This is a genomic window from Streptomyces sp. TN58 (assembly GCF_001941845.1).
GTDB lineage: Bacteria > Actinomycetota > Actinomycetes > Streptomycetales > Streptomycetaceae > Streptomyces.
The window spans coordinates 431,150-457,104 of record NZ_CP018870.1 but is presented as its reverse complement, the minus strand read 5'-3'; the positions used below and the strand labels follow the sequence as shown (position 1 = coordinate 457,104).

Below are 25,955 nucleotides of genomic sequence, written 5' to 3'. Positions count from 1 at the left end.
GCGCCTCCGACGGCGTTAGCCTTCACCGGACCGGTGCCGCGGCGAAGGGGGATCCGCTGGACCGGGCGAGCCGGCATGCCCTGGTTCCAGGGCGCTGTCCTGTCCGCGTGTCGGCGCGGTCGGTAACGAGAGTGAGGGTGACGGATGGCCGAGCGGGCGGGCGCGGATCCACGGGGCGGTGCCCCGGCGTTTCCGGATGGCGGCGGAATCGGCGAGTTGGAGCTGCGCCAGTTGCTGGCCGGGCTGACCGCCGTACGGGACGGGGACTTCCGTACCCGGCTGCCCGACGGGGCGGACGGGCTGCTCGGGGAGATCGCCACCGTCTTCAACGGGATGGTGAACCAGCTGTCGCTGTTCACCTCCGAGGTGACGCGGGTCGCCCGCGAGGTGGGTACCGAGGGGACTTTGGGCGGGCAGGCCGACGTGCCCGGCGTCGGCGGTGCCTGGCTGGACCTCACCGATTCGGTCAACTTCATGGCCGGAAACCTCACCGCCCAGGTGCGTTCCATCGCCCAGGTCGCGACGGCCGTTGCCAAGGGCGACCTCTCCCAGAAGATCACCGTCACCGCTCGCGGGGAGATCCTGGAGCTGAAGGAGACCATCAACACGATGGTCGACCAGCTCTCCGGGTTCGCCGGGGAAGTGACCCGGGTGGCCCGCGAGGTCGGCACCGAGGGCCGGCTCGGCGGCCAGGCCGACGTCAAGGGCGTCTCCGGTACGTGGAAGGACCTGACGGAATCGGTCAACGTCATGGCCGACAACCTGACCGCCCAGGTCCGTTCGATCGCCGAGGTCACCACCGCCGTGGCGCAGGGCGATCTGACGCAGAAGATCCGGGTGGACGCCCGCGGGGAGATCCTGGAGTTGAAGGAGACCATCAACACGATGGTCGACCAGCTGTCCGCGTTCGCAGACGAGGTCACCCGGGTGGCCCGCGAGGTCGGCACCGAGGGCAACCTGGGCGGGCAGGCCACGGTCCGGGGGGTGTCCGGCACCTGGAAGGACCTCACCGACAACGTCAACGTCATGGCGTCCAACCTGACCGGACAGGTCAGATCGATCGCCCAGGTCGCCACCGCCGTGGCCCGCGGCGACCTGTCGCAGAAGATCACGGTGGAGGCCAAGGGCGAGGTCGCCGCGCTGGCCGGCGTCATCAACACGATGGTCGACACGCTGTCCGCGTTCGCCGACGAGGTGACGCGGGTGGCCCGCGAGGTCGGCACCGAGGGCCGCCTCGGCGGCCAAGCCCGGGTCCCCAACGTGGCGGGCACCTGGAAGGACCTCACCGACAACGTCAACTCCATGGCGAACAACCTCACCGGCCAGGTCCGCAACATCGCCCTCGTCACGACGGCCGTCGCCAACGGCGACCTGTCCAAGAAGATCGACGTGGACGCCCGCGGCGAGATCCTGGAACTGAAGACCACCATCAACACGATGGTCGACCAGCTGTCCTCCTTCGCCGCCGAGGTCACCCGCGTCGCCCGCGAGGTCGGCAGCGAGGGCAGGCTGGGCGGCCAGGCCGAGGTCGAAGGCGTCTCCGGCACCTGGAAGCGGCTCACCGAGAACGTCAACGAGCTGGCCGGGAACCTCACCCGCCAGGTCCGGGCCATCGCCGAGGTCGCCAGCGCCGTCGCCGAGGGAGACCTGACCCGCTCGATCACGGTCGACGCCTCCGGCGAGGTCGCCGAACTAAAGGACAACATCAACTCCATGGTCGGCTCGCTGCGCGAGAGCACCCGGGCCAACCAGGAGCAGGACTGGCTGAAGTCGAACCTCGCCCGGATCTCCGGCCTGATGCAGGGCCACCGCGACCTGGCGGTCGTCGCCGAACTCGTCATGGACGAACTGACCCCGCTGGTCGCCGCCCAGTACGGCGCCTTCTACCTCGCCGAGGACACCCCCGGCGGAACCGTGCTCACCCTCGTCGGCTCCTACGGCCGTCCCGCGGACGCCCGGGAGGGCACGAGGTTCGCCCTCGGGGAGTCCCTCGTCGGCCAGGCGGCCCGCAGCCACCGCATCATCGCCACCGACCGGGTCCCCGGCGACTACATCATCTCCTCCGGGCTCGGCCACACCACCCCGGGCAGCCTGATCATCCTGCCGATCGTCGTCGACGACCAGGTGCTCGGCGTCATCGAGATCGCCTCCTTCAGCGCCTTCACCCCCGTACACCGGGACTTCCTCGCCCAGCTGATGGAGACCATCGGCACCAACGTCAACACCATCGTCGCCAACGCCCGGACCGACGAACTCCTCGGCGAGTCCCAGCGCCTCACCGGCGAACTCCAGGCCCGCTCGGAGGAGCTCCAGGTCCAGCAGGAGGAACTCCAGCGCTCCAACGCCGAACTGGAGGAGAAGGCCGCCCTCCTCGCCAGCCAGAACAGCGACATCGAGGCCAAGAACCTGGAGATCGAACAGGCCCGGCAGGAACTGGAGGCCCGGGCCCAGCAGCTGTCGCTGGCCTCCACCTACAAGTCGGAGTTCCTGGCCAACATGAGCCACGAACTGCGCACCCCCCTCAACAGCCTGCTCATCCTCGCCCAGTTGCTCGCACAGAACCCCACCCGCAACCTCACCCCCAAGCAGGTCGAGTACGCGGGCATCATCCACTCGGCCGGCTCCGACCTGCTCCAGCTCATCAACGACATCCTCGACCTGTCGAAGGTCGAGGCGGGCAAGATGGACATCAACCCCGAGCGGGTGCACCTGCCCCAGCTGCTCGAATACGTCGACGCCACCTTCCGGCCGATGACCACCCAGAAGAGCCTCGACTTCACCGTCACCACCGCCCCCGACGCCCCCGACGACCTGTTCACCGACGACTCGCGGCTGCGCCAGATCCTGCGCAACCTGCTGTCCAACGCGGTCAAGTTCACCGAGCGCGGCGGCGTCGAACTGCGCATCGAACCGGCCACGGCCCCGGAGGTCCCCGCCGGCGTCTCCCGGCGCGGCCCCATGCTGGCCTTCCGGGTACGCGACACCGGCATCGGCATCCCCGAGCAGCAGCTGGAGTCCGTCTTCGGAGCCTTCCAGCAGGCCGACGGCACCACCAGCCGCAAGTACGGCGGCACCGGCCTCGGCCTCTCCATCAGCCGCGAGATCGCCCAGCTCCTCGGCGGGGCCGTCACCGCGGAGAGCACCCCGGGCCACGGCAGCACCTTCACCCTCTACCTGCCGGTCAGCCGCGCCGACGACGAAGACGCCCCGCCCGCCGACGAAGCCCCGGCCGGCTCACCCGGGACCGAGACCGCCGCGACCGGCGCGGAGGGCCGCCGGGACACACCCGCCCTCCCGGCACAGCGGCGCGCCCGCCGCCTGCTGGTGATCGAGGAACGGCCCAACGGCCTGCTCTCCCTCGTGGCCGAGAGCGCCGACCGGGACTTCGCCCCCCACCCCCACGCGCCGGGGGAGCGCGGCGGCATCCAGGTCGTGGGAGCCACCAGCTCGCGGGAGGCGGCCGCCGCCCTGGCCTCCGACGCCTTCCACTGCGTCGTGCTGGAACTGGACATGCCCGACGGTGAAGCGCTGCGCTTCCTGGACGCGCTCGACGGGGACCCGGCCCTCTCCTCGCTCCCCGTCCTCGCCCACAACAACCCCCGGGTCCGCACCGGCCAGGAGGAGGCCCTGCGGGAGCGGGCCGCCTCACGCCGGGTGGAGCTGCTGTCCAGCCTGGACGAACTGCGCGAACGCATCGCCCTGCACCTGTCGGCCGAACAGCCCGGGGACGTGCTGCCGCTCGTGCACCCCGACGCCTGCCGGCAGGACGCCCACCTGCCCGACGGCGACCTGGCCGGACGCACCGTCCTCGTCGTCGACGACGACGCCCGCAACCTCTTCGCCCTCAGCGGCGTCCTGGAACTGCACGGCATGCGCGTGCTGCACGCCGAGGACGGCCGCAAGGGCATCGAAGCCCTCACCGGCAACGCCGACGTCGACCTGATCCTGATGGACGTGATGATGCCGGAACTGGACGGCTACGCGGCCACCGCCGAGATCCGGCGGATGCCGGCCTACGAGGCCCTGCCCATCATCGCGGTCACCGCCAAGGCCATGCCGGGGGACCGGGAGAAGAGCCTCGCCGCCGGCGCCAGCGACTACGTGACCAAACCGGTGGACGCCGACGACCTCATCGCCCGCGTCCGGCACTGGCTCACCCGATGAGCGGGGACACGACCCGCGGCGCCGCCGTCCACCCGCCGTCGGCACCGGCCGCCTGCGCGATCCCGCACCAGTCCCCGACCCCGCTGGGGCGCCTCGTCGCCACCGTCGAACGGCTGCGCCGGGAAGTGCTGGAGGCGCAGGCCGCCGCCGACGGCCGTGCCCTCGTCGAACTGGCCAAGGGCATCCTCATCGGGCAGCTGAACTGCACACCGGCCGCGGCGGCCCGCCAGCTCGACGTCCTGTGCCGGGAAAGCGGCACGTCACGCCTCGAACTCGCCGCCGACATCGTCAACCAGGCCGCCCGCGACCACGTCAGCGAGGTCGCCGCCGCGTTCGTCGAGAGCGCCGGCAGCGCGGACGGCCCTGCCGACCCCGCCGAGCACTCCACCGTGTCGGTGCGGCTGCGCACCGCCGAGAGCGGCATGCTGGCCGCCGCCTCCGACACCCAGGCCGTCGCCGAGTCCCTGCTGACCAACGCCCTGCGGCCGCTGGGCGCCGTCGCCGTCGCCGTGTGGACCGCCGTGCCCGACGGCTCGCTGGCCCTCGCCGGACACGCCGGGTTCCCGCCCCGGGAGGCCGTCCGCTGGCGCCACGTACCCCCCGGCGTCTCCACCGTCGCCGGACTCGCCCTGCGGGAGCGCCGGCTGGTGACCCTCGCCCGGCTCGAACGCGCGGGCCTGCCGTCGATCGGCCACCTCCAGTGGCCCCACGGCGGACGGATGGCCGTACCGACGGGGACGGGCGGACGGATCCACGGAGTCCTCGAAATCTGCTGGCCCGGACCTCTCGCCCCACAGCCCCCGCAGGTCGAGCGGCAGGTCGAGGCCCTGGCCGAGCTGTGCGCCCACACCATGGACGACTCCCCGCCCGGCGACCCGACGGCGGCCGACGTGATGCTCCCGGACGTCGCGGAACTCATCGACCTCGCCGAAGGACTCCAGGACCCGGCCGTGGTGCTCACCCCCGTGCTCGACCACGACGGCCGCCTCACCGACTTCCGCATCCGGCACGCCGGCAGCCGCTTCGTCGACCCCGTGGGACGGCCGCGCGGCGACGTCAACGGCGCACTGCTGCTGGAGGCCTACCCGATGGCCGCCGCCGAGAACGGCCTGTTCGACATCATCGAGCGCGTCCACGCGACGGGCGAGCCGTTCCGGGCCGAACGCATGAGCCTGACCGCGCTGGTCGACCAGATCCCGCTCACCTCGGTCGCGGACATCAGCGTCAGCCGCCACGGCGCCGCCGTCCTGCTGATCTGGCGGATCGAGGACGAGACGGCCCGGCTGGCCAACCTCCTCCAGCACGCCCAGCGACTGGGCCGGATCGGCGGCTTCGAGGAGAACCTCGCCACCGGGGACACCACCTGGAACGCCCAGCTCTACGCCCTGCACGGACTCCCCGCCACCGCGCCCCCCGTCCGGCTGCGGGAACTGCCCGACCACGCCCACCCCGACGACTCCGCCGCCCTCGGCCGGTTCCTGCGGGCGCTGCTGCACCACCGCCGACCCTCGTCCGTGCACTTCCGCCTCCAGCGCCCGGACGGCATCACCCGCCACATCCGGGTCGTCGCCGAGCCCGTTCTGGACGCGGACCGGCGACTGCACTCCGTACGGGGCGCCTACCAGGACATCTCGGCCCAGCACTGGACCGAGGTGGCGCTGGCCGCGACCAGGGACCAGCTCGCCCACACCGAGGCCGAGTCCGCCGAACGCAACCGGCTCGCCCTCCAGCTCCAGCACGCCATCATGCCGCCCACCCCGCCGGCCATCGAGGCTCCCGGCCTGCTGGTCGCCGTACGCTACCGGCCGGCCGAGACCGAGTCGCTCGTCGGCGGCGACTGGTACGACACCGTGGTTCTGCCCTCCGGTCTCATCATGCTGTCCGTGGGCGACGTCGCCGGCCACGGCATCGAGGCCGCCACCGGCATGGTCGTGCTGCGCAACGCCCTGCGCGGTCTGGCCGTCACCGGCGCGGGCCCGGGCCAGCTGCTGTCCTGGCTGAACACGGTCACCCACAACCTGGCCAAACACGTGACCGCCACCGCCGTGTGCGGCATCTTCGACCCGCGCACCAGGGTGCTGCGCTGGGCGCGCGCGGGCCACCTGCCACCGGTCCTCGTCCGCGGTGGCGGGGCCGAGGCCTTCCCGCTCATCGAGGGCCTGCTCCTCGGCGCCCTGCCCGATGTCACGTACGGCGAGAGGGAGGTGGAGCTCGAACCGGACGACACCCTGCTGATGTTCACGGACGGGCTGGTGGAAAGGCGGGACTCCTCCGTCCAGGACTCGCTCGGCCATCTCGTGACCGCGGCCGCCGCCGGAGCCGGGGACCTGGGCGCGCGGCTGGACCGGCTGCTCGCCGGGAGCCGGTCGGACACCGACGACGACACCTGCGTGATCGGCATCCAGGTGGGCTGAAGCCCCGCACGGTTGACCACCAGCCCGTACCTGCCGGTAACTTGAGCGCGGTCCGCAAGTGTCGAGGGAAAGGACCGGGCTGATGGCGAACCACGACCTGACCGGCTTCACCGAGGGTTCGTTCACCCACGACGGCACGACCCGCCGCGTGCTGCGCGCCGGCACGGGCCCCGCGGTGATCGTCCTGGCGGAGATCCCGGGCATCACCCCCAAGGTCCTGGAGTTCGCCGAACGGGTGGCCGGGGCCGGCTGCACCGCCGTGCTCCCGGTGCTGTTCGGCGAGCCCGGCCGCGACCCGGACCCCCGCTCGGCCGGCTGGGCGAGCAGCGGCCGCTACATGGCGTCGACCATGTGGCGGGTGTGCGTCAGCCGGGAGTTCACCCTGCTGGCCACGGGCCGCGGCTCCCGCGTCGTGCGATGGCTGCGCGCCCTGGCCGCCGCCGAACACGAGCGGTGCGGCGGCCCCGGCGTAGGCGCCGTGGGCATGTGCCTGACCGGCGGGTTCGCCCTGGCCATGGCCACGGACGAACGCCTGCTCGCCCCGGTCCTCTCCCAGCCGTCGCTGCCGCTCGCCTGCACCCCAGGCCGGGCCGCGGCCGTCGACATCAGCCCCGAGGACCTCGCCGTGGTCCGCGGCCGCTGCGAGCGCGAAGGGCTTCAGGTCCTGGGCCTGCGCTTCCGCGGGGACCGGCTGGTCCCGGCCGACCGGTTCGCGTACCTGCGCCGCGAACTGGGAGAGGCGTTCGTCGCCGTCGAGCTGGAGGACGGAGACGCGAACCCGCGGAGCGCCCTGCCGCCGCACTCCGTGCTGACGGAGCACCTCGTCGACGAACCGGGCCATCCCACCCGCCAGGCCCTGGACACGGTCCTCGACCTCTTCCGCACCCGCCTCCTGCTCGAAGACCGCCCCGCGGCAGCGAACTGACGGCGCGCCGCCGACGGGTCCTCCGGGCGTGTTGCGCGGATCGGGGGCAGCAAGGGTGGCAATCTAGGACAAACCGCCACAGAAGGCCGTCGGTGGATCATCTCGCGCCCGGAGGGGCTTCCCGCGTCCACCACGCTCAGGCAGCTGATCACGTCTGCCGCACCGGGATCTCGCCGTGCGACGAAACGGAGTGCTCATGGCCACCAGGAAGAACCTCAGCGCCAACCGGGAGTCCCTCGTCCACAAGGTCCGCTACGCGGCGAGCCGCCCCAGCCGCATCGCCCCGTACCTCAAGCGGGCCGCGCGCGACCGGTGGCTGGCCTTCAGGCACCCCGACCACGTCGGCTACTACCGGGCGGTGATGGCCTCCGACACGCGCCGCAACCCCGAGGCCGCCGTCGGCAGCCAGACCCACGAACGCTGGCTCGCCCTGGGGAAGTTGCAGTTCGACTACCTGCTCGGCCACGGACTCAGGCCCGACGCCCGGATGCTGGACATCGGCTGCGGAAACCTGCGCGCCGGCTGGCGCTTCATCGAATACCTCGACGCGGGCCACTACTACGGCATCGACATCTCGCCCGACATCCTCATCGCCGCCAAGCGGACGCTGACCGAGCGCGGGCTCCAGGCCAAGGTCCCGCACCTGACGATCACCAGGAACCTGACCCTGGACTTCCTGCCCGACGCCTACTTCGACGTGGTCCACGCCCACAGCGTGTTCTCGCACTCGCCGATCGAGGTGATCGACGAATGCCTCGCCCACGTGGGCCGCGTCCTCGCGCCGGGCGGCCACTTCGACTTCACCTTCGACCGCACCACCGGCACCGAACACCAAGTCCTGCGCGAGGACTTCTACTACCGGACCCAGACCCTCACCGACCTCGCCGCCCGGCACGGTCTGGCCGCGCGCTTCATGGAGGACTGGGAAGAGCTGGGCCACGGCCAGTCCAAGATCCGAGTCACCGCCGTCGGGGCCGACGCCTGACTTTGCGACGGGGTCACGAGATCGCGTACCACTGGCTGGCCCAGCCGGTGTTGATGGTGGCCGTGGACTGCTCGCCGAGGTCCACGGTGGCCGGCAGCGAGGACTGGCCGGTCAGGATGCTGCTGTACCGCAGGTTGGGCGGGGTGAGCCCGGCGTTGACGGAGATGCCGGCGCCCGTGGACTTCAGGGTGAGGGCGTTGGTGGCCCAGGTGCCGTTGAGCAGCAGTGCGATGAAGTACGTACCGGGGGCGGCCTTGAAGGGCTTGGCGAGCGGCAGCGGCTTGGCGATGGCGTCGGTCATCAGCTGGGGCGAGATGTCGGCGGTCGACCCGACGAGCGTGCCCTTGGCGTCGTACACGCCGAGGTAGCAGTTGGCGAGCTGGGCGTTGGGGTCCAGTCCGGCCAGCCCCAGCCAGATGTTCGACCAGGTGATCTCCTCGCGCAGGACGATCCGGACCAGCGTGATCCGGCCGGCGACCCCGGCGGTGGACTGGGCGGTGACGTGGCCCGCGTCATTGGGGTCACCGGTCCATGCCAGCAGGTTCTGGTCCTGCGGGCGCGGGCCGTCGAATCCGGCGCCGCCGCCCGGTGCGGCCGGGGCGGGCGCCGCCGCCGTGGGCCCCGCCGTCGCGGACCGTCCCTTGTCCGGGGCGGCGCTGCAGCCCGCCAGGGTGAGCACCACCGCGAGCGCGGTGACGAGACCGGTCGCGGCGGTCGTGGCGGTTCTGGCGGTGGTGGTGCGGGTGCGGGTGCGCATGGTCCCCCCATGAGGTGCTGTTGTGCCGACGGCCATGATCACACGCCCCCCGGTCGGGCCGAAGGGCGAGGGAGGGTGAGCCGACACGCCCACCAGATTGCATGAACATGCGAGAGGCTGCATACTCTTCCTATGTCTAAGGTCCTCACCTCCCTTCCCGCCGGCGAGCGCGTCGGCATCGCCTTCTCCGGCGGACTCGACACCTCCGTCGCGGTCGCGTGGATGCGCGACAAGGGCGCCGTCCCGTGCACCTACACCGCCGACATCGGCCAGTACGACGAGCCCGACATCGCGTCGGTGCCCGCCCGCGCCTCGGCGTACGGCGCCGAGATCGCCCGCCTGGTCGACTGCCGCGCCGCGCTGGTCGAGGAGGGGCTGGCCGCGCTCACCTGCGGTGCCTTCCACATCCGCTCCGGCGGCCGGGCCTACTTCAACACGACGCCGCTCGGCCGCGCCGTCACCGGCACCCTGCTGGTCCGGGCGATGCTGGAGGACGACGTCCAGATCTGGGGCGACGGCTCGACCTTCAAGGGCAACGACATCGAGCGCTTCTACCGCTACGGCCTGCTGGCCAACCCGCACCTGCGCATCTACAAGCCCTGGCTCGACGCGGACTTCGTCACCGAGCTCGGCGGCCGCAAGGAGATGTCGGAGTGGCTGCTCGCCCACGGCCTCCCCTACCGCGACAGCACCGAGAAGGCCTACTCCACCGACGCCAACATCTGGGGCGCCACCCACGAGGCCAAGACCCTGGAGCACCTGGACACCGGTGTCGAGACCGTCCAGCCGATCATGGGCGTGCGGTTCTGGGACCCCGCCGTGGAGATCGCCGCCGAGGACGTCACCATCGGCTTCGACCAGGGCCGGCCGGTGACGATCAACGGCAAGGAGTTCGCCTCCGCCGTCGACCTGGTGATGGAGGCGAACGCCATCGGCGGCCGCCACGGCCTGGGCATGTCCGACCAGATCGAGAACCGGATCATCGAGGCCAAGAGCCGTGGCATCTACGAGGCCCCCGGCCTGGCGCTGCTGCACGCGGCGTACGAGCGCCTCGTCAACGCGATCCACAACGAGGACACCCTCGCGCAGTACCACAACGAGGGCCGGCGCCTCGGGCGCCTCATGTACGAGGGCCGGTGGCTGGACCCGCAAGCGCTGATGATCCGCGAGTCCCTCCAGCGCTGGGTCGGCGCCGCGGTCACCGGCGAGGTCACGCTGCGGCTGCGGCGTGGCGAGGACTACTCGATCATGGACACCACGGGCCCGGCCTTCAGCTACCACCCGGACAAGCTGTCCATGGAGCGCACCGAGGACTCGGCCTTCGGCCCGGTGGACCGGATCGGCCAGCTCACCATGCGCAACCTCGACATCGCGGACTCGCGCGCCAAGCTGGAGCAGTACGCCGCCCTCGGCATCGTGGGGAACACCCACGAGACGCTCATCGGCGCCGCCCAGGCGGCGTCGACGGGCCTGATCGGCGCGATGCCGGAAGGCGGCGCCGAGGTCATCGCCTCCCGCGGCCGCGCCGAGGGCGACGACGAGCAGATGCTCGACCGCGCGGCGATGGAGTTCGGCACCGACTGACGGGCCTCCCTCCCGCAACGGCGGGCGGCGCATCCCGGACACGGGACGCGCCGCCCGCCGTCAGCGTTCGCTGAGGTCGGAGGGGGCCTCCTGGACCACCCAGCCGTTGCCGTCCGGGTCCGTGAAGGTGAGGAAGGAGTTCCAGGTGCCGCCCTTGCCGTCCTCCCAGCCCGAAGCGCCGACGTGGCGGACGGGCGACACGTCAACCCCCCGCTCGGTGAGGGCCGCGTGGGCGGCGTCGATGTCGGTCACGCACACCTGCAGCCCGTGCAGGGTGCCCGGGGCCATCACCTCGGCGCCGGGCGGCGTGGGCATCCCCTGGAGCAGGGCGACGGAGCAGCGGGAGCCGGGCGGCGTCAGCTGAATGACGCGTACGCCGGGGGCGACCTCGTCGTCGAGGTCGACGTCGAAGCCGATCTTCTCGGAGTAGAACTCCTTCGCGCGGTCCAGGTCGGTGACGGGGACGGGGACGACCTCGATGGTCCAGTTCACGTGGGTGGCTCCTCGCACATGTCGGTGGGCGGGTGTCGGGTCGGGGTGCGCGCCGGTGGCGGGTCCCCACGGTCGCCGATCACGCCGGGGCGCGCACGTCGAAACGCCCGCCGGGGCCTGACCGGGTTGTGCTGACGAACGGTGCCGCAGGGGGGCAGGGCGGTCAGTCGGTGGGGGAGCCGTACGACCCCGGTGTGCCCGCGGGGTGGAACCGGGCGATCCGGTCCGCGGGGACGACGGCGGGGAGGAAGGAGTTCCACAGATCCGTGACGCGCGCGTGGAGGTCCTCGCGGCGGGTGCGGACGTGCGAGGTGATCTGGATGCCGGTGAACGCGCCGACGAGGAGGACCGAGAGGGCGTCGACGTCGAGCGAGGAGTGGATGTCACCGATCTGCTGAGCGGGCGTCAGGCAGTCACGGCAGGTGGCGATCCAGGCGTCGTAGGGGGTGGGGTCCGGGTTGGTGAAGGAGCCGGACTCGATGACCAGGCGGATGCCGGCGCGGATGCGGACGTCCGTGCGCAGCCCGTGGGCCATCTGGTGGGTCAGGTCGATGGCGGTCTGCAGCCCCGGGTCCTCGACCGCCGCAAGGTGCTCCGAGACCTGGAACTGTTCGTCCATCAGCGTACGGGCGAGTGCCTGCTTGGACGGGAAGTGGAAGTAGAGCGCGCCCTTGGTGACTCCGGCGTGCCTGACGACGTCGCTGAGGCTGGTGCCCTCGAATCCGGAGTCGTCGAACGCGATGGCCGCGCCGTCGAGGATGGCCTGGCGGGTGATCTCGGCCCGTTCCTGTCTGGCCCTCGCCACGTGGTCGTCCTCCCGGATCGCTGTCGGCGCGCTGTGTGCTTGGGGTGCGCCGCCAATGTAATCGGGTGAACTGAAAGAAAACCAGTCGGCAGGTACTTTTTTATGAGAACGGCGACCCGTCGACTCAGGGCTCGATGAGGCCGACGCGGATGGCGTAGCGGGTGAGCTCCAGGCGGTCCCTCAGGCCCAGCTTCTGCAGGAGGTTGGCACGGTGGCGCTCGACCGTCTTGGCGCTGATGACGAGGAGGTCGCCGATCTCCTTCGACGTGTGGCCCTCGGCGACGAGTTTCAGGATCTCCTCCTCGCGTTCCGTGATGGGCCGCGCGGGCAGGTTCGCGCCGGTGCGGGCGCGGTCGAGGTAGGTGCGGATCAGCGTGGTCTCGGCGCCGGGGTAGATGAACGGCTCGTCGCGCAGGGCGGCTCGGCAGGCCTCGACCAGGTCTCGGTCCGCGACGGACTTCGGGACGTAGCCGCTGGCCCCCGCCCTGAGGGCCTCGAAGAAGTACTGCTCGTTGTCGTACATGGTCAGCATCAGGATCCGCAGGTCCGGGCGCAGCCGGGAGAGTTCGCGGGCGGCCTGGAGCCCCGTCTGGCGGGGCATCGCGATGTCGAGGATGGCGAGGTCCAGATCGGGGTCCTCGCGGGCGCGCAGGACGGCGTCCGCGCCGTCGTCCGCCTCGGCGACGACGGTCAGGTCCGCTTCGGCGTCGAGGATGAGCCGTACGCCGCTGCGCACGAGGGCATGGTCGTCGGCGAGCAGGATGCGGGCCGGTGCGGTCATGAACTGGATCCCCCGTGTCGGTCTGCAGTGACGTTCAGGCGTACATCGGTACCGCCGTTCGGCCCGTCGCCGACCAGCAGTTCGGCGCCGATCAGCAGGACGCGTTCGCGCATGCCCCGGATCCCGGCACCCTCCGCGGCGCCCCGGAGCCCGCGGCCGTTGTCGCGGACGAGCAGCGCCGTGCCGCCGCCCGGCAGCGGACGCAGGTGCACCTCCACCCGGGTGGCCCCCGAGTGGCGGGCGGCATTGGTCAGCCCCTCCTGCGCGACGCGGTACAGCACCAGCTCCGTCGCCGCGTCGAGGGCCGGCAGCCCCGGCGTGATGTGGGCGCTGACACTCAGCCGGGACGTGGTGAACTCCGCGGTCAACGACCGCAGGGCGCTGTGCAGGCCCAGTTCCTCCAGGACCCCCGGGCGCAGCCGGCGGGCGATGCGCCGGATCTCGTCGAGGCTGGCCCGGGTGGTCTCCTGCGCCTGGTGCAGGTCACCGCGCACCGGTTCCGGTATCCGGTCGGCGGCGTGCTTGATCTGGAGGAGGACCGCGGTCAGGGTCTGCCCGATCTCGTCGTGGAGTTCCTGGGCGATCCGGTGGCGTTCCTCCTCAAGGGCGGACAGGACCCGACCGCTGCTGGTGGCCCGTTCCGCTTCGAGCCGGTCCAGCATCGTGTTGAACGTCGCGGTCAGCTCGGCGATCTCGCCATGGCCGGTGACCTGCGGCCGGACGCCGGGCCTGAGCAGGTCCACGGTCGCCATCGCCCGGCTCAGCCGCCCCAGAGGGGCCAGCCCGATCCGCAGCAGCACCGCGTTCAGCACCAGCATCGCCACCAGCCCGGCGACCAGCACGATCGCCTCACCGAACAGCACCGGCGTCGACACCGTCACCGGCCCGAAGAGCAACAGCACCGCCACGACGAGCACGGCGGCGTTCAGCAGGAAGATCCGCCAGTACAACGTCATGGCCACGCCCCTTTCCGGCCCGGTGCCTCCCGTCCCCATCTCATTCCGCCCATGGTCCCCGACGCGGCCCGCCGGGCCCGTCCGCCGCTCCGACCTGCGTCGGAACCCACGTCCCCGGCCCATCGTCACCACCCTGGCGGACCCGTGTCCATCCGTGCCGACACCCATGTTCCGGGTACCGCAAAGCATGGCAGCATGGACCCGCCGCGCCGGTTCCGCATGCCCGGATCCGACGCGAGCCGCACCACCGTCACAAAGCTCACAACACGAGGGGGATGGGCTGTGCCTGCTCCACGGATGCGTACGACGCCGCTGCCCGGCATCGGCGTCCAGTACGACCTCACCACCCGCGAACACCGCAACCTGTCGGTCATCGCGCACCGGGACGGCACCCGGACGGTCAGCCTGTACCGGGCGGACGATCCCGACGCCTGCGCCGAATCGCTGCACCTGACCGCGGCGGAGACCACCTCGCTGATCGACGCGCTGATGCCGGCGCACCACAGCCCCAACCTCCTGCACACCACCGACCTCGGCCTGGTCGCCGAACGCGTCGAGCTCTCCGCGCACTCGGTCTGGAACGGCCGCCTCCTGGGAGAGACGAGGATGCGCACCGAGACGGGCGTGTCGATCGTGGCGGTCCTGCGCCGGGCCGAGGCCCGCCCCTCCCCGGCCCCTGACTTCCGCCTCGCCGGCGGGGACACCCTCATCCTGATCGGCACCCGCGAAGGCGTGGACGCCGCAGCCGACATACTCGGCCGGGAGTGATCGCGTGCACTCTGCCGTCTTCCTGATCGAGTTCGGTGCGATCATCCTCGGCCTGGGCCTGCTGGGCCGGGTCGCCGGACGCCTGAAGTTCTCCCCCATCCCCCTCTACCTCCTGGCCGGACTCGCCTTCGGCACCGGTGGCCTCCTCCCGCTGGGCGCGAGCGAGGAGTTCGTCGCGATCGGCGCCGAGATCGGCGTCATCCTCCTGCTGCTGATGCTGGGCCTGGAGTACACCGCCAGCGACCTGGTCTCCAACCTCAAGACCCAGTACCCCGCCGGGATCGTCGACTTCACCCTCAACGCCCTGCCCGGCGCCGCCGCCGCGCTGCTGCTCGGGTGGGGGCCGGTCGCCGCCGTGGTCCTCGCCGGGGTCACCTGGATCTCGTCCTCCGGCGTCATCGCCAAGGTCATGGGCGACCTCGGCCGGCTCGGCAACCGCGAGACCCCGGTCATCCTGTCCATCCTGGTCCTCGAAGACCTCGCGATGGCCGTGTACCTGCCGATCATCACCGCCCTGCTCGCCGGGGTGAGCCTGGCGGCGGGCAGTCTGACCCTGGCCATCGCCCTCGGCGTCGCGGGCGCGGTGCTCTTCGTCGCGGTCCGCTACGGCCGGATCATCTCCCGCTTCGTCTCCAGCGACGACCCGGAGAAGCTGCTGCTCGTGGTCCTCGGTCTCACGCTGCTGGTGGCCGGCATCGCCCAGCAGCTCCAGGTCTCCGCCGCCGTCGGCGCCTTCCTCGTCGGCATCGCCCTCTCCGGGGAGGTCGCCGAGGGTACCCACACCCTGCTCAGCCCGCTGCGGGACCTGTTCGCCGCCGTGTTCTTCGTCTTCTTCGGCCTGCACACCGACCCCGCGAGCATCCCGCCCGTGCTGCTGCCCGCGCTCGCGCTCGCCGTCGTCACCGCCGGCACGAAGATCGCCACCGGCTACTGGGCCGCCAAGCGGGCGGGCATCGGCGTCAAGGGCCGCTGGCGGGCGGGCGGCACGCTCGTCGCCCGCGGCGAGTTCTCCATCGTCATCGCCGGACTCGCCGTCACCGCAGGCATCGAACCGGCGCTGGGCCCCCTCGCCACCGCCTACGTCCTCATCCTGGTCGTCATAGGCCCGCTCACCGCCCGCTACACCCAGCCCATCGCGGCCTGGTTCGCGGAGCGCCGCGGCCCGGGCGGCCCGTCCGCCGCCCCGGCGCCGGATGCGGCCGCGGCCCTGCCGGAACCTGCCTCCCGGGAACGCTAGCGGGACGGGCGCCGGCCCGTCTCAGGGCAGGTGCTCAACCGTCCCGGCGGGGTGCGCCGGAGCGCATCACCGTCAGCCCGGCCGCGATCAGGCCGGCTGCGAGGAGCAGGCCGTGGGGCAGGACGGCGCCGGCGACGGCCGCGGCGACGGCCGCGGTCAGCGCGAGCGCGAGAACGGCCCCCGGCCGGCCGGGCCGTACCCGGCCGGCGGTACGGCCGGGGCGCGGACGGCCTCGCCTGTGCGGGCGCCGTGCGCGCCGGGCCTCATCGCTGCGGTGCGGCATCGAGGCTCCTCTCCTGCCCGCGGGCGCCCTCCCGGAGGGCATCCCCACGGACAACACCGTTGTCTACACGGCCCGTTGAGACCGCAGGCCGAGGCGGACGCGCTGACGTGCCGACACCGGACCCCGCCCGCGACGGGGTGCTCCTCCACTCCACCATCGCCCGGCGGGCCGGCCCCGTACATCGGGGCCGGCACCCATCTTCCGAACCCGCCGTCACGACCGGCCCACCGGTACGGCCGCCGGGGGCTCCGCGCAGCGCAGGGTGTCGCCGGTCACCGGGGCGCCGTCGGCGATGTTGCGGTCGTAGGTGACGGTCTTGACCTGTACCGGTTCCGTGCCGACGGCGACGTCGAAGAGCGCGTCGTGGCCGGGAACGGCCTCCAGCCGCGAGCCGGGCAGCGCCGCCGCGAGGGTCGAGGCGTGCTCCTCCTGGCCCGGGGCGTACCGGATGACCGGCGGGCCCGCGGGCCGGAGAAGCGGCGCGGACGCGGAGGCGTCGGTGACGGCGAAGCCGTTCCGGCTCAGGGCCGCGGCCACGGCGGCGTCGTCCACACGGACCGTGATGGCCGCCGGGTTGGTCGGCGCCGGGGTGTCCGCGACGGGCTGGATCCGTGTGTCGCCGGTGATCGGGCGGTCCGCGCCCAGGGCGTCCCACAGCGCGGCGGACCGGGCCTCGTGCCACACGAGGGTGGACCCCACCCCCGGCACGCGGTGGTCGAACAGCCGGATCGGCACGGTGGCGAACTCGATCCGGTCCGCACGCAGCCGGCCGAGCGCCCAGCCGATGCGGATGAGGTCGCCCGGTCCCGTCCGTTCGTCGGTGCGCACGGTCTTCAGCAGGGTGCGGACGGTCCGCGCCGTGCGCAGCGGGCTGGACAGCGCGCCCTCGACGGTGAGCCGGGCCAGCAGGTCGTTGACCACGCGCTGCTGGCGGCGGACGCGGCCCAGGTCGCCGGGCCGGAGGTTGACGTGCCGGGCCCGGACGTAGCGCAGTGTCCGGTCGCCGTCGGTGTGGTGGCGGCCGGCCCCGATGTCCAGGCCGGAGTTCTCGTCCTTCAGCGGCCGGTCCGTGCACACCGTCGCGCCGCCGAGGTTGTCGACGGTCTGTTCGAAGCCGGTGAATCCGGTTTCCAGGTAGTGATCGATGTGCAGGCCGGTGGCCTTCTCGACGGTGGCGACCGTGAGCGGACCGCCCCCGAGGGCGTACGCCCCGTTGATCTTGCCGCTGCGCGCGGGGACGGCGCTGCCCGCGTACGGGACGTAGGAGTCGCGCGGGATGGAGACGACGCTCGCCCGGTGCCCGTCCTCGGCCAGGTGTACGAGCATCATCACGTCGGTGCAGTTGCAGCCCTTCCCGCCCACATGGAGCCGGTTCTTCTCGGCTGCCGACAGCCCGGCGCGGCTGTCGATCCCCACGACGAGGATGTTCGTGCCCCGCCCGCCGTCCGCCGCGGCCGCGGTGTGGGCCGATACGGCCCGCGGGCCGACGAGGGCGCCGCAGGAGAGGGCGGTCACACAGGCGAGAGCAACGGCGAGTCGACGCAATGTGAATCCCCCAAACAGGACGAATCATCTCGAACCGCGACTGTAGGGGCCTCTTGGGGAGGGGGCGTCGCGCACACGCCGGAGTCACCCGCGTGGCGGCCCCCCGGCCCTCACTCGCCGTTGGCGGAGAAGTGCTGGTAGTCCGGGTTGGCCCAGCGGCCACCCCACTGCCAGCCCGCCTCGCGGAAGGCGGCGTACACCGCGTCGCCCCGGTGGATCTGCCCGGGGCGCGCCGGGGAGCGCCGGAGGTGGGCGCGGGCGTTCGGCGGGTGGACGACCCCGCGGATGTCGACGTACGGGTTCTCCGCGGGGTTGACGTCGACCGCGTCGCCCCACGCGTGCTGCGACAGGCGCCGGGGATCGCCGGTGACCGGGCGGCAGTTGAAGGCCGAGGTGTTGTCGTCGGCCATGGCCTCCGCGTCGTCGCGGTACTCGGCCGTCACGCGCATCCTGCGGATCGGGAACCGGGTCTCGAAGGCGCGCTCGAAGGCGTGGAGGACGGGGCGGACGGCGTTCTCGTGGACCACCATCTCGCCCGTGTGGGTGCGGCCGTCGAAGCCCCAGTGGTTCATGCGGATCAGCCGGAGCCGGTCCGGCGGGACCGGGCAGCCCACCCGGTAGGAGGACCCCAGCTTCTCCTGCGGCACGCTCGTCACCCGCGCGCTGAAGCGGGCCGGCGGGTCCGGCGGCGCGGCCGGCGACCGTGGCGGAGCGGCCTGTGTGGCACAGGCCAGTGCGGTCGCGCAGAGAGCGGCCGTCACGGCCGCGGCCGCGGTGGTGTGGCGCACGGGACAAAGGCTACGGCGCCGGCCGCGGCCGGGCATGCCGGGATCGGCCGCACGGGAGCGGGCGGCCGTGGCGGCGGGACCGCGCCCGACGCCACAGCCGCATTGCCCTCGCGCGGGGTCAGCCGCGGTGGTGTCCGCGGCGGCCCCAGGACTCGGTGTCGATGACGTTGCCGCGCTGGTCGCGGAGGGTGGCGGTGTCGCGGTCGTTCCAGATCTGGCGGTTGCGGTCCTGGTAGAGGTCGTGGCGGGTGTCGCGGCCCTGGCCGGTGTGGACCTTGACGGCGGAGCGGCCGTCGAGGCGGAAGTCGGGGAAGCGGTAGCGGTTGCCCTGCTGGTCGGTGAGGGTGAAGCCGCGGAGGTTGACGCTGTGGCGGCCGGTGTTCCTGATCTCGACCCATTCGCGGTTCAGGGCGCGGTTGGAGCGGTCGTGGCGGGGGCCGCTTTCGTACCGGACGTCGCCGATGGAGAGGGAGGAGTGGGGTCCGCGGTGGCCGCCGCGGCGGTGGTCGTCGGCCGCGGCGGGCAGGGCGGCGGCCCCGAGCAGGGTCCCGGCGGCCAGGAGGGCGGCGAGGGTGCGGCGGGTGGCGCGAGAAGCAGACATGGAGAAGAAAACCCTTCGACTTCAGTGGTTCCCGGTGTCCTGCCGGGGAGCCACACTCTGGCCGCCGACATCCACGAAGTGCCGCACATAAGCCTCGTGTTGCCCAAACCCGACATATCCATAACTCTCCCGTGTGACCACGGTTTCCGAAAGTAATTGTGTGCTTACGAAACGTGACCGAAGCGGGTGTGGAGAGGCGGGGGGTGGTCGACCCGCCCCGGCACGTGGCGCCTTGACCCGGCGACGCAGCCGTCACCGTGGGCCGGACGTCTCTCGTCCGGGTGAGCATGCGGCCCGGTCATCCCTTCCACGCGGTGGACGCCTACACCGGTGAGGTCTGCCGCAACGGCGAGACGGTGCTGCGACCGGACGGCCGCGCCTCCAGGACGCGTTCTCCCAAGCGGCGGACGCCTCCCGTACCCGCGCGGCCGGGGCAGCCGGCGCTCCCCCTGCCGCGCATGACCCGGCAGGTAATCGTTTTCCCCGGCTCCGAGGACGAACCTTGATCCATCGAAGCCGGGCAAGCGCTCAGCGGCCTGACGACCAGTACCCGAGCGCCCGGCTCTCACGAACGGGGACCCAAACATGAACCTGCGTCGGCACACCCGCACCGGCCTGCTCGCCGTGGCCGCCCTCCTGGCCGGCCTCACTGTCGGCATGCCGGCCACCGCCACCGCCACCACCAACGACGGCGGTGAGTGCGCCGGGGTCCGCGCCAAGTTGGACCGGCTGGAGGGACGGATCACCCCGAACGCCTGCGCCTTCATGAAGCGGCAGATCGCCTTCGGCGAGGCTCCGAGCATCCAGACGTACCTGGACATCTTCGACCCGGAGGCCAGCCTCTGGGAAGCGGGCGGCCCGGCCTTGCGCGGGCACGCCGACATCGGCACCTCGATCTCCCGCTCGCTCCGTCTCGTCCCGGACCTGCGCTACCGCGGCACGAACGTGGTCACGGAGGGCTCGGTGATGATGTTCGGCCAGCAGAACACGGTCACGCTCAAGGGCCGGAAGGTCAGCTACCCGCAGATCGCCCGCAATGTCCTCGGTGACGACGGCAAGACCATCCAGGCCCGCCGCTACTACGACCGCTACGAACTGTTCGAGGTCCTGCCCGACTCCGAGCGGCCCCGTGCGCTCTTCGCCGGCATCGCGGACCCGGCGGGCTCCGCCGGGCACGGGACGGCAGCCGGTCGGGCTCCCGACCGGTTCCGCCCCAAGGACATCACCGCCCGCCTCGCCGCCTGGAACAGCGGCGACGCCGCCGCCCTGGCCGCCCGTACGGGGCAGGCCGGGCTGTATGGGCCCGGCCTGGACCGGCCGCTCACCACCAAGGAGGGCAAGACCGCCTACTTCAAGAGGCTGTTCGAGCGCGTCGACGTCGAGTTCAAGGCAGGCCAGGCGGCCTTCGGCCGGACCACCACCTACGTCGAGTGGCACGGCACGATGAAGGCCGGCCCCGAGGGCCCGCAGGTCCCGTTCGGGATAGTCGAGCGGGTCGGCCCGAAGGGCGAGTGGGAGCTGTACTTCGACACCCTGCCGGCCATCGCGACCCGGAGCGAGATCGACGCGCTGTTCCAGGCGCTCGCGAGCTAGCACGCTGTCCACGGCGTGCGCGACGCCCTTGATCCGTAGCAGGAACGCGAGCTGTCCAGGTGACCTTCTGAAGGCCTCGTCAGCCTGAGCGATTCGCGAGGTGCTGCCCACCCTGGGACGTGTTCGCTCGGTCGGCTTCTGCCCCATCGATGCCGAGTCCGGCGAGGGTGCGAGCTGTGTCCGGTCGAGCTTGCCGGACGCTGGTGCCCCCTCATCGGCCTGTCGGGCGACATGGGAATGTCAGTGCTCTGCGACATGCGGCGTGTCAGCGTCAGCCGAGGCTTTGGACATGGCCGCGGGCCCCGACGATCTCCCGGACACTGCGAAGATCGACGCTATGACCATCCCGCTCTCCGTCGACCGGATCTTCGGCGACCGTTCCTTCGCCGAGATCGGTGACCCTGTACTGGCCACCGCCGACGAGCGGCGTGGCCTGCTCGCCGTAGCGGGCGGGTACGAGTTCGGCGGCACTGCACCCATCGGTGTCTACGGCACGGGTGACCTGGCCTGTCACGCCCTCGTCCGCTCGCGCTACGCGGTGCACACGATGGCTTTCCATCCCACGCTTCCACTCCTTGCGGTCGGCACCGGTCACTATGACGGAGGCTACTTCTTCGAAGGCGAGCTGCTCCTGCTGCACCTGGAGACGGGCACGGCCGTATCGCTTGTCGAGCACTGGCTGGGCCGCCAGGTCCTGGAGCTGGAATGGCTCGATGATCAGGCGCTGCGGGTGGTGATGGCGCCCCACGACGACTGGCAGGACGACACCGCACATGACGAAGGACATGTCGCGGTTGTGCGCAGACCGGACTGGGCCGCTGTACCTGCCAAGTCCCTCACCGACTACGACCTGGCCGGGCCGCGGGTGCCGGCACCGCGTCCCGACGGCAGTGAGGTCGCCCGCCGGCTGCTCTCGGAGCTGAGCACGGACTGGGAACCGCGTCGCAATGTCCGCGCGGTCGAGGTCCTTTCGGACGGTCGGACACTGGCCACACTCGCCGGAGTGCAGATGGAGTCCTGGCTGCCCTCGGGGGAGCGTGCGTGGATGGTTCCGGACGAGGAGGGCGGGCGCGAGATCGTCGTCGCCGCGGACGAGGGATCCGCCTGGGTCGGGCTTGTACGCCGCCGCGGCATGCGCGACTCCGTTCCCCAGTCGGTCGTCCGCCTCTCCCTCGCCGACGGGAAACAACTCGACGGCATCGTCCCGTCGGCGCCCGTTTCGCTGGTGCGCTGCACCGACGGCCGGCCGGCCTTGTCACCGGACGGACGCAATGGTGACCGCAGCCGGCTTCCCGTCCGGGGTGGACGCCGCATCTACTTCCAGTCGATTCTCCGACCCCCGGGTCAGCCGAACTCCTCCAAGGGCGAGTGCTGGGTCGCGGCCGTGGACGTGCAAGGGCCCGCGACCGGGAGGCCCGTCGTACCCCTTGCACAGTCGGCCCGGCGGCTGTTTCGGTACTCCTGGGAGCCCGGCGAGACCCATTTCGGCGGTCCGGGCGTCGAGGTCGAGGACGGAACCCTGGTCCACGCCGGGACCGTGTATCACGGACAGGGGCTCCAGCCCGGCGGGTCGTTCGTCGTCCGGCGCGAGACGACCGACGGGCGCCCGCGGTGGGTGTTCCGTACTGACCGGAAGGCTGCCGCATTGGACGCCGACGCGGCTACCGTCTACATCGGGTACGACGATGGAGAGGTGGTCGCACTGGACCTGGGTGACGGCACCGTGCGCTGGCGGCAGCACCTGACCGTCGGTGCGGTCTCCGCCGTACCTACCGCTCTCACCGTCACAGCCAACGGCCGGTTCCTCATCGGCACCAGCGACGGCCGCATCCTCGAATGCTCGGCTGCGGAGCGACCTACCTACACAACGTAGCTGCCGCCGTACTGGTGAAGCGATCACGGGTCGACAATCGCTTCAGACGTGGGCGAGGCCGCAGGGCCTGCGGCCACGCCGTGTTCCCCGCAGTCCGCCGGCAGGCCATCGCAGCCGTGCGCCCGGTCGCGCGCTCCGTGGATCTTCCCGGCCAAGTTGCGTGCCTCCGTGCTGCAGGGCGCGAGAGTCACCAGGCCCGGCCCCTGGGTGACGTCGAAGGTGGAAGCGTGACCACTTCCTGCCCCAGGCGCCCCAGCAGTTACGCGTCGCACAGCGCAGCCTGGGACAACACTTCTTCGGCCGGGAGGTGAGCTGCGCGGTGATCTGGGCCGTGGCTCCGGCGTGAGCACGGTGGGAAGGGGCACACGAGGGGCGCGCCGTACCGACGATGCCGGAGGCCTCCTGACCCGCTGGGGCCCCGGGATGTCGAACGCTGCGCGGAGTACTGGCGGCGAGGTTTTGAGAAGCGAGGGGTATCCGTAGTGGTGGACGATCCGTGGAGCTTTGGCTCTTCGTGCGGTGAGCTGGCCGGCATCGACTTGACCGGATGGCGGGTGGAGGCGACCGATGGGCACATCGGGGAAGTGGACGAACATTCCGCGGAGGCGGGCAACGCGTTCCTGGTGGTGGACGCGGGCGGATGGATTTTCGGAAAGCTGTTGATACCGGCGGGTGCGGTGACGCGGATCGACCGGGACAGGCGCACGCTTCATCTGAGCCTGAGCAGGGGGCGGGTGGAAGACGCGCCTCAGTTCCTGCCCGACCAGCACCGCGCGGACCGGGAGTACCGGGAGGACGTCGTGGAGTACTACTGGAAGGCCGGACCCTGCTGAGCGGTGTGCTGTCGATCAGGCCGGACCAGGGAACGCGGTTCGGCCTGATCGGCCAGACGTCGCCACGGCGCAGACGACGCCGATCCGCTCCGAGGTTCGGAGCGGATCGGCGGGCGTCGGTTGTACGCGACCTGTGGTTCCGTCAGATTCGGCCGCCCATGAGCCTGGTCAGTGGCCCGACCGGGGGCTTGGCCGTCGAGCGCCCCGCGGCGAACGCGGCCCCGGCGACACCGACGAGGCCCGCAGCCGCGCTCGCAGCGATCACCTTCCGGTTCTTGACGACCACCCAAGCGGCCGTGGCCGCAGTGGCTGCCTTGGCGGCGTTCGCCGCTACGGCCCTCTGGCCAGTCTGCAAGCCGCCGGCGACCGCCCGGCCGGCGTTTTTCGTTGGCTCGCCTGCGGACTGAATGCCTGTCGTCGCCGTCTCGTGGGCGTCGCGGGCAGACGATGCGGTGTCGGTGGCTGCCTTGGTGGCCTTCGACTCGGCGCGTTTCGCGGCCGACGCGGCACGCTTGGCGGGCGACTTCCGGGTGGTGGTATTGCTCGAAGTCCTGGCGCTTCCGTTCGATTCAGTCATGACACTCCTTCTTGCCTGTGTTGGGCCGGTGAAACGGGGGGCATTCCGCGGACAGGGGCTGCGTGCCGTTCTTCACGGGCTGGGGAAATCGCGGGGGAGAAGTGAGCCCAAGGGGCCCAGGTCCAGGTTGAGATCGTCCATGGTCAGGCCGTACCGCTTGCACAGTTCTTCCATTCGTTCGTGGAGGATCATCAGCGTCATGCCGATGCGCTCTTCCTCGTCCTCGGCGAGATCGCCCTGATCGACGCGGTGTACGGCGGTGCGTTCCATCAGTTGGCGAAGCAGCTCGACAATGGTGAGTACGAGCTTGATCAGGTCGCGTTCGACCGTGTCGGGGTCGACGGAAAGCCGTTGTGCCAGGGCGCTGCCGCCGTGGGTGGTGTGCGGGTCTTCCACTGCGGTCACCTCCTGGGCGCTGTGGGGCGGTCGTCGAAGGAGGTACCGGCGGTGGCGTCGGGGGCTCGCGTCCAGGGGGCGGGCTCGTCCGCGGTGATCGACCGGATGACCGCGCGTAGGTTGATGTGGACCAGGTCCACGTCGGCGATGGAGAGGACGAGGTCCCCGGTCAGGACGGCGCCGCCGGTCAGCAGGCGGTCCAGGAGGTCGATGAGGGCCACCGGCGGGCCGGACAGCCGCTCTGGCGACTCGGGGGAGCCGTCGCTCAGGAACGGTGTGCTCATTGCGGCGCCCCGTCCGCCCGTGGATCCGGCGCAGGAGCCGCGAAGGAGTATGGCGCCCAGGGGCCGGTCACCTCCACCTGTACTCCGGCCGCGGGACGCGTCGCCGCGCGCACTGCCTGGCGGAAGCGCTCTTCGGCGTCGGCGGGCACCAGATAGGCGTGGTTGGCGATGTTGGTCTCGCGTCGGCCGGACAGCTCGCCCTGCTGGGGGCGGTGCACGACAGCTGCAGTCGCGAGCGTCCGCGCGGCGTGCGCCACCTCGTCCGCGACCGCGCCGGCGGCACGGTAGAGGTCCTCAGTGCTGTGCCGTTTCTGCCTGCGCTGCTGCAGGTAGGCGCGGCCGGGGCTCGGCGCCGGCGGTTCAGCGGTCCCGGCGGGGGTGGCCCGCGACACGGCGGCGGCCGAGTCAACGTGGACCTTCACGCCGAGTTCGACGTGACCGTCGAGCCACGCCAGGAGTTGGGCGAAGCGGTCGCGGTGTTCGAGCAGCACGTCGGCCACCCGGGGCTCGTCGCGGTAAACGGTGGCCAGCCTGAGCGGGAGGAACACCGCCTCGCCGAAAGCCGCGTCCACCACGGCGTGGTGGGCTCGGGCCAGGTCCTCCAGCGTGCCGAGATCCCCCAGTCGGTGTTGCAAGGCGCTCTCGTCGAAGGCGACGGCCGGCACCGCCGACACCAGGGCCACAAGGCCGCCCGCGGCGACGACGGCGACGGCGTGGCCGTCGACACCGGCCGCCGAGCGGGCGAGAGCACGGAGCTTCTCCCCGTCCCGGCCGATGCCGTACACGTAGGCCATCAGGGGGCGGGCGCCGGCTCCCTCTCCCTCGGGCCGGGCCACGGCCTCGGTCGCGCGAGGAGGGGCGTCGGCGGCCTTCCAGGTCTGCTCCGGTGTGCTCACCGCGACTCCTCCGTCCGCTCGCGGGTGTCCGCCTGTGACTGCTGATCGTGAGAGGGGCCGGAGCGCAGGCGATCGAGTTCGCCGCGCAGGCGCTCGTTCTCCCGGGCCAGGAGCTCCTCCCGGCTGCCGCCCCCGCCACCGCTGTCCACGGGGCGGGTGGGGCGGGCGCGGGAGGAGAGGGAAGGGTCGTGCTCCCACCAGTCGATGCCCATCTCCTTCGCCTTGTCGACCGAGGCGACCAGCAGGCGGAGCTTGATGGTCAGCAGCTCGATGTCGAGCAGGTTGATCTGGATGTCTCCGGCGATCACGATGCCCTTGTCGAGCACGCGTTCCAGGATGTCCGCGAGGTTCGCGGAAGAGCCCTGGTGGTGACCGGGCATTGCGGCGTGCGGTGTTGCCGGGAGGCGTCCTGCGAAGG

The 25,955-nt window shown here is 71.8% G+C and carries 24 protein-coding genes; 10 read left to right on the top strand and 14 right to left on the bottom strand.

The genetic code is table 11. The annotated features are described in order from the left end of the window. The first annotated feature begins 144 nt into the window (after window positions 1-144). The 4 genes from BSL84_RS02160 (at window position 145) to BSL84_RS02145 (ending at window position 8,488) form a co-directional block, all read left to right on the top strand. Window positions 145-4,164: a HAMP domain-containing protein gene (locus tag BSL84_RS02160; protein ID WP_075969676.1), complete on the top strand. Its 4,020-nt coding sequence runs from the start codon at window positions 145-147 to the stop codon at window positions 4,162-4,164. Then, window positions 4,161-6,578, top strand: coding sequence for a SpoIIE family protein phosphatase (locus BSL84_RS02155; RefSeq protein ID WP_030036918.1), 2,418 nt, complete (start codon window positions 4,161-4,163; stop codon window positions 6,576-6,578). The genes BSL84_RS02160 and BSL84_RS02155 overlap by 4 nt, the downstream gene beginning before the upstream one ends. 82 nt (window positions 6,579-6,660) lie before the next feature. Next, window positions 6,661-7,503, top strand: a complete 843-nt coding sequence (locus BSL84_RS02150; protein WP_030036916.1) for a dienelactone hydrolase family protein — start codon at window positions 6,661-6,663, stop codon at window positions 7,501-7,503. Window positions 7,504-7,699: 196 nt separating this feature from the next. After that, window positions 7,700-8,488 carry a class I SAM-dependent methyltransferase gene (locus tag BSL84_RS02145; protein WP_030036914.1) on the top strand — a complete coding sequence of 263 codons (789 nt, stop codon included), beginning with the start codon at window positions 7,700-7,702 and terminating at the stop codon, window positions 8,486-8,488. A 13-nt stretch (window positions 8,489-8,501) separates the two neighbouring features. Here BSL84_RS02145 and BSL84_RS02140 read toward each other — a convergent pair whose 3' ends face one another. Beyond that, window positions 8,502-9,245, bottom strand: coding sequence for a hypothetical protein (locus BSL84_RS02140; protein WP_045321031.1), 744 nt, complete (start codon window positions 9,243-9,245; stop codon window positions 8,502-8,504). A gap of 132 nt (window positions 9,246-9,377) precedes the next feature. Between BSL84_RS02140 and argG the strand changes: the two genes are divergently transcribed. Then, a complete protein-coding gene (gene argG, locus BSL84_RS02135) occupies window positions 9,378-10,829 on the top strand; it encodes an argininosuccinate synthase (protein ID WP_030029148.1) in 1,452 nt (483 codons plus the stop codon). A gap of 60 nt (window positions 10,830-10,889) precedes the next feature. On the opposite strand, the gene BSL84_RS02130 is transcribed toward argG, so the two are convergent. The 4 genes from BSL84_RS02130 to BSL84_RS02115 all read right to left on the bottom strand — a co-directional run bounded on the left by BSL84_RS02130 (window position 10,890) and on the right by BSL84_RS02115 (window position 13,863). Then, complete coding sequence (locus BSL84_RS02130; RefSeq protein ID WP_030029147.1) at window positions 10,890-11,321, bottom strand: VOC family protein; 432 nt, start codon at window positions 11,319-11,321, stop codon at window positions 10,890-10,892. A 163-nt stretch (window positions 11,322-11,484) separates the two neighbouring features. Continuing rightward, complete coding sequence (locus BSL84_RS02125; RefSeq protein ID WP_075969675.1) at window positions 11,485-12,126, bottom strand: ScbR family autoregulator-binding transcription factor; 642 nt, start codon at window positions 12,124-12,126, stop codon at window positions 11,485-11,487. A 124-nt stretch (window positions 12,127-12,250) separates the two neighbouring features. Then, entirely contained in the window at window positions 12,251-12,907 is a 657-nt protein-coding gene (locus BSL84_RS02120; RefSeq protein ID WP_030029142.1) for a response regulator, read from the bottom strand. Continuing rightward, complete coding sequence (locus BSL84_RS02115; RefSeq protein WP_030029141.1) at window positions 12,904-13,863, bottom strand: HAMP domain-containing sensor histidine kinase; 960 nt, start codon at window positions 13,861-13,863, stop codon at window positions 12,904-12,906. The genes BSL84_RS02120 and BSL84_RS02115 overlap by 4 nt, the downstream gene beginning before the upstream one ends. Window positions 13,864-14,160: 297 nt before the next feature. Here BSL84_RS02115 and BSL84_RS02110 point away from each other — a divergent pair, with 297 nt between their 5' ends. Both BSL84_RS02110 and BSL84_RS02105 read left to right on the top strand, forming a co-directional pair. Beyond that, on the top strand, window positions 14,161-14,631 hold the full coding sequence (locus BSL84_RS02110) for a cation:proton antiporter regulatory subunit (protein ID WP_030029139.1): 471 nt from the start codon (window positions 14,161-14,163) through the stop codon (window positions 14,629-14,631). A gap of 4 nt (window positions 14,632-14,635) precedes the next feature. Beyond that, window positions 14,636-15,868 (top strand): cation:proton antiporter, encoded by a 1,233-nt coding sequence (locus tag BSL84_RS02105; RefSeq protein WP_045321028.1) that lies wholly within the window; start codon window positions 14,636-14,638, stop codon window positions 15,866-15,868. A gap of 34 nt (window positions 15,869-15,902) precedes the next feature. Here the strand turns inward: BSL84_RS02105 and BSL84_RS02100 are convergent, their stop codons facing one another. The 4 genes from BSL84_RS02100 to BSL84_RS02085 all read right to left on the bottom strand — a co-directional run bounded on the left by BSL84_RS02100 (window position 15,903) and on the right by BSL84_RS02085 (window position 19,085). Continuing rightward, on the bottom strand, window positions 15,903-16,151 hold the full coding sequence (locus BSL84_RS02100) for a hypothetical protein (RefSeq protein ID WP_075969674.1): 249 nt from the start codon (window positions 16,149-16,151) through the stop codon (window positions 15,903-15,905). A gap of 213 nt (window positions 16,152-16,364) precedes the next feature. Next, complete coding sequence (locus tag BSL84_RS02095; protein WP_234363392.1) at window positions 16,365-17,666, bottom strand: LCP family protein; 1,302 nt, start codon at window positions 17,664-17,666, stop codon at window positions 16,365-16,367. 140 nt (window positions 17,667-17,806) lie between these two features. Further along, window positions 17,807-18,484, bottom strand: coding sequence for a M15 family metallopeptidase (locus BSL84_RS02090; RefSeq protein ID WP_234363391.1), 678 nt, complete (start codon window positions 18,482-18,484; stop codon window positions 17,807-17,809). 118 nt (window positions 18,485-18,602) lie between these two features. Then, window positions 18,603-19,085 carry a lamin tail domain-containing protein gene (locus tag BSL84_RS02085; RefSeq protein WP_030031414.1) on the bottom strand — a complete coding sequence of 161 codons (483 nt, stop codon included), beginning with the start codon at window positions 19,083-19,085 and terminating at the stop codon, window positions 18,603-18,605. Between the two features lie 585 nt (window positions 19,086-19,670). Here BSL84_RS02085 and BSL84_RS02080 point away from each other — a divergent pair. From BSL84_RS02080 to BSL84_RS02070, 3 genes are all read left to right on the top strand, one after another. Further along, complete coding sequence (locus BSL84_RS02080) at window positions 19,671-20,678, top strand: hypothetical protein (RefSeq protein WP_075969673.1); 1,008 nt, start codon at window positions 19,671-19,673, stop codon at window positions 20,676-20,678. Between the two features lie 337 nt (window positions 20,679-21,015). Continuing rightward, complete coding sequence (locus BSL84_RS02075; protein ID WP_075971940.1) at window positions 21,016-22,551, top strand: PQQ-binding-like beta-propeller repeat protein; 1,536 nt, start codon at window positions 21,016-21,018, stop codon at window positions 22,549-22,551. 482 nt (window positions 22,552-23,033) lie between these two features. Further along, window positions 23,034-23,384 carry a hypothetical protein gene (locus BSL84_RS02070; RefSeq protein ID WP_030036572.1) on the top strand — a complete coding sequence of 117 codons (351 nt, stop codon included), beginning with the start codon at window positions 23,034-23,036 and terminating at the stop codon, window positions 23,382-23,384. A gap of 142 nt (window positions 23,385-23,526) precedes the next feature. Here BSL84_RS02070 and BSL84_RS02065 read toward each other — a convergent pair whose 3' ends face one another. From BSL84_RS02065 to BSL84_RS02045, 5 genes are all read right to left on the bottom strand, one after another. Continuing rightward, window positions 23,527-23,961 carry a hypothetical protein gene (locus BSL84_RS02065; RefSeq protein ID WP_075969672.1) on the bottom strand — a complete coding sequence of 145 codons (435 nt, stop codon included), beginning with the start codon at window positions 23,959-23,961 and terminating at the stop codon, window positions 23,527-23,529. Window positions 23,962-24,033: 72 nt separating this feature from the next. Further along, window positions 24,034-24,366: a gas vesicle protein K gene (locus tag BSL84_RS02060; protein ID WP_045321020.1), complete on the bottom strand. Its 333-nt coding sequence runs from the start codon at window positions 24,364-24,366 to the stop codon at window positions 24,034-24,036. Beyond that, window positions 24,363-24,641, bottom strand: a complete 279-nt coding sequence (locus BSL84_RS02055; protein ID WP_075969671.1) for a gas vesicle protein — start codon at window positions 24,639-24,641, stop codon at window positions 24,363-24,365. The genes BSL84_RS02060 and BSL84_RS02055 overlap by 4 nt, the downstream gene beginning before the upstream one ends. Beyond that, entirely contained in the window at window positions 24,638-25,537 is a 900-nt protein-coding gene (locus tag BSL84_RS02050; protein ID WP_234308306.1) for a GvpL/GvpF family gas vesicle protein, read from the bottom strand. The genes BSL84_RS02055 and BSL84_RS02050 overlap by 4 nt, the downstream gene beginning before the upstream one ends. Further along, window positions 25,534-25,917: a gas vesicle protein gene (locus tag BSL84_RS02045; RefSeq protein WP_079273084.1), complete on the bottom strand. Its 384-nt coding sequence runs from the start codon at window positions 25,915-25,917 to the stop codon at window positions 25,534-25,536. Before BSL84_RS02045 ends, BSL84_RS02050 begins: the two co-directional genes overlap by 4 nt. Window positions 25,918-25,955: the final 38 nt, after the last annotated feature.

Coding starts and splice junctions, on each gene's coding strand:
- BSL84_RS02160 (WP_075969676.1), top strand. CDS start 145: ATGGCCGAGCGGGCGGGCGCGGATCCACGGGGCGGTGCCCCGGCGTTT.
- BSL84_RS02155 (WP_030036918.1), top strand. CDS start 4,161: ATGAGCGGGGACACGACCCGCGGCGCCGCCGTCCACCCGCCGTCGGCA.
- BSL84_RS02150 (WP_030036916.1), top strand. CDS start 6,661: ATGGCGAACCACGACCTGACCGGCTTCACCGAGGGTTCGTTCACCCAC.
- BSL84_RS02145 (WP_030036914.1), top strand. CDS start 7,700: ATGGCCACCAGGAAGAACCTCAGCGCCAACCGGGAGTCCCTCGTCCAC.
- BSL84_RS02140 (WP_045321031.1), bottom strand. CDS start 9,245: ATGCGCACCCGCACCCGCACCACCACCGCCAGAACCGCCACGACCGCC.
- argG (WP_030029148.1), top strand. CDS start 9,378: ATGTCTAAGGTCCTCACCTCCCTTCCCGCCGGCGAGCGCGTCGGCATC.
- BSL84_RS02120 (WP_030029142.1), bottom strand. CDS start 12,907: ATGACCGCACCGGCCCGCATCCTGCTCGCCGACGACCATGCCCTCGTG.
- BSL84_RS02115 (WP_030029141.1), bottom strand. CDS start 13,863: ATGACGTTGTACTGGCGGATCTTCCTGCTGAACGCCGCCGTGCTCGTC.
- BSL84_RS02110 (WP_030029139.1), top strand. CDS start 14,161: ATGCGTACGACGCCGCTGCCCGGCATCGGCGTCCAGTACGACCTCACC.
- BSL84_RS02100 (WP_075969674.1), bottom strand. CDS start 16,151: ATGCCGCACCGCAGCGATGAGGCCCGGCGCGCACGGCGCCCGCACAGG.
- BSL84_RS02085 (WP_030031414.1), bottom strand. CDS start 19,085: ATGTCTGCTTCTCGCGCCACCCGCCGCACCCTCGCCGCCCTCCTGGCC.
- BSL84_RS02080 (WP_075969673.1), top strand. CDS start 19,671: ATGAACCTGCGTCGGCACACCCGCACCGGCCTGCTCGCCGTGGCCGCC.
- BSL84_RS02075 (WP_075971940.1), top strand. CDS start 21,016: ATGACCATCCCGCTCTCCGTCGACCGGATCTTCGGCGACCGTTCCTTC.
- BSL84_RS02065 (WP_075969672.1), bottom strand. CDS start 23,961: ATGACTGAATCGAACGGAAGCGCCAGGACTTCGAGCAATACCACCACC.
- BSL84_RS02055 (WP_075969671.1), bottom strand. CDS start 24,641: ATGAGCACACCGTTCCTGAGCGACGGCTCCCCCGAGTCGCCAGAGCGG.
- BSL84_RS02045 (WP_079273084.1), bottom strand. CDS start 25,917: ATGCCCGGTCACCACCAGGGCTCTTCCGCGAACCTCGCGGACATCCTG.